Raw genomic sequence first — 2479 nt, forward strand, 5'->3', positions numbered from 1 at the left:
GATTACTACGAGCCATGGCCAGATTCCTTTCTGACTGAAGTGTTTCAGTTCGTTTGTGGGGAATCTGGCTTTTTTCATAAACCGGAGATTAGCGAAACCTCAGTTTTTACGGCATAAAAATGCTTCACAGCGTAGCCCTTCGGGGTGCAATGGCGGTGGGACATCCTCCCGGTGGTGTCGCTGCGCTCAACCACCGGCTAATTGCTGCTAACCCCTATCGGGGTAAATCAAGCGGTCGCAAGTTCAAGTCCTGTCGCCCTTCTCAATCTACGGGCGCCCGATATTCCGTTAATACCCGAAACCTTCCTGAAAGCACGCAGCTCCTAGATTGGTCCTCAGTCAAACTGAATTGGCAGACTTTTTCGCGATCATCGGACCGATCGCGGACATGAAGACTGGTATTTATCGAGCGAGTTGGGCTTCCACTTCACGGCGTAGGATCTGTGCTTCGAGCCAGTTGTGCAAATGAATCTCTTCCGGCTTTGCGGCACTTTGATCAAGATACGATGTTGCCTTCCCAAGCCACAGCTTCGCAGCGTCATGATCTCCCAGGCCAAGCTGCGCTCGCGAAAGCCACACCCAAGTGACGATACAGTGCTCTGGCTTGGAAGTCGTCCGGAGACTCTGCTCCAGAAAGGGGAGCGCCTCCTCGTGCCGTCCCTGGCGACACAGCAAAGCGGCGCGCTGGGTGAGTGACCAGTAGCTATCGGCGCTTTTGTCTAACTCCGCCAAGGACATTTCTGAAGCGAGGATTAACTCCTGATTTGGCACAAGGGCGAACGTGCAGGCGCGCGCTACAAGAAAGCTCCGCAGTTCGGCACTTCCGCCTTGTTCAAGCATCGAAGTACAAATCTCACGATACCCCGGCTCGTCATCCGCCAGCAAACTTGTGGCTGCGAATTCAAACCAAACCTCGCTATTGTTCGGGTAGAATCCATCTAGGGCTTGGCCGTAGGACATCACCGCGATTGGCCACTCTCGCTTTACTGCCGCAGATCGAGCGCGGCAAAGGGGAAGCAAGTTCAACGTTTCGTCAGGCATTACAAAATCCGGGATTGCAGACGCAGCTGCGCGCTCTGTGGCAAGGGCCTCTTCCCACTGCCCACAAAACTCGAGCGATATGATGAGAAGAACCCAATTTGCCAGCAGCTCCGGCTGGATGGCTGTGGCCTTACGAAGCGGCGGAATTGCATCTTCTAGTTTACCGCTGGTAAACAACGTCCGTCCAAGTTCGGTCCAACCAACAAAGTGTGCCGGCTTCTGGGCGGTGGCCACTCGCAAATACTGAACTGCTTCAACGGGTTTTCCTTCGCGCCTCAGAGCGAGACCTAGCTCTAGGTTGACCCAGAAATCCGCTGGATCACGCAGTTGTGCCGCACGTAGAATTTGGATTGTCGTTGCGTTGGCATCCAGTTGACTTAGCAGGATTGCGATCATCACCATCTGGTGACTCGGCGGGGCCGGTTCGACGTTTGGGGCATCTTTCACAAGCGATTGCAGACTTGTGAGTTCTTGCCAGGTATAGGGATTCCGGAAGCGATCTTGCCAGGGGTTGGGTGCCGACGCACGTCCCACCGCAAGGAGCCTGGTAAGCTCAGTGTGATCCGAGCTAAATCGCTCGCTGAATGCAGCATGGTCTAGAGCGGCGAGAATCGGTTCACGAAGCCGCGACGCTCTCACTCGTGCCGCGGCCGTCTCGACCGCAACATCACTTCCAATCCCCATTCGTTGAAAAACTCGTTTATATGATTCGCGCGTCGGACGGTCGGTATAACCGACTTTTTCTGGTTCATGCTCGGGAAAGTTTTGGCGAATGCGGTCCAGCTCCTGGGCAACCTCGAACTCCTCCGCAGCCGCAGCCACGCGAACATCGAGTTCGGGCAAATCAGCATCACTTAGCCTTGCCTGAGCCGTGCTGAGTACTCCCGCAGCATCCGACCATTGCCGGCTTTTCACAAATTGCGAGAGCAACGGCAGCGCTGACTCAATGGAAGTACGCGCACCCTCTCGCCGTATGACTGCCTCGGTATAGCGTGTGTGTTCCACCTGCTGCAGCCAGATGCCTCCGGCTATTGCCCCCGTCATCGCAACGACAACAACAAGAATTGCGAGAGACGTCGAAGGATGGCGCTGGCACCACTTTACGGTTCGCTCTCCGATGCCGATAGGTCGAGCGTGAACCGGCTCGCCTTGAATGAATCGTTCTAGGTCGTCCGCAAGATCCGCCGCAGTTTCGTAACGTCGCGATGGGGCTTTTTGCAGGCACTTGAGACAAATCGTCTGCAAATCGTGCGGTACTCGGGAATTCAGCCGAGAGGGTGGAACGGGCTCCTCTTCGATGACTTGCCGGCGGGTCTCCGCTGAAGTTTCGGCCGTGAACGGCGGACGCCCTGTGAGTAGCTCATAAAGCACGGCTCCCAGCGAGTAGATGTCGACCGCAGGTTGTATTGCATTGGATTTGCCAGCAGCTTGCTCGGGC

General features: G+C 55.7%; 1 protein-coding gene. It reads right to left on the reverse strand.

All coding sequences use genetic code 11. The features are described 5' to 3' along the window. Nucleotides 1-402: 402 nt before the first annotated feature. Nucleotides 403-2479, reverse strand: a 2077-nt coding sequence (locus tag AC6T8Q_RS16755; RefSeq protein WP_500680180.1) for a protein kinase domain-containing protein, incomplete at its 5' end; no start/stop codon positions are given.

This window comes from Bythopirellula sp. (genome assembly GCF_041737835.1).
Taxonomy (GTDB): domain Bacteria; phylum Planctomycetota; class Planctomycetia; order Pirellulales; family Lacipirellulaceae; genus Bythopirellula.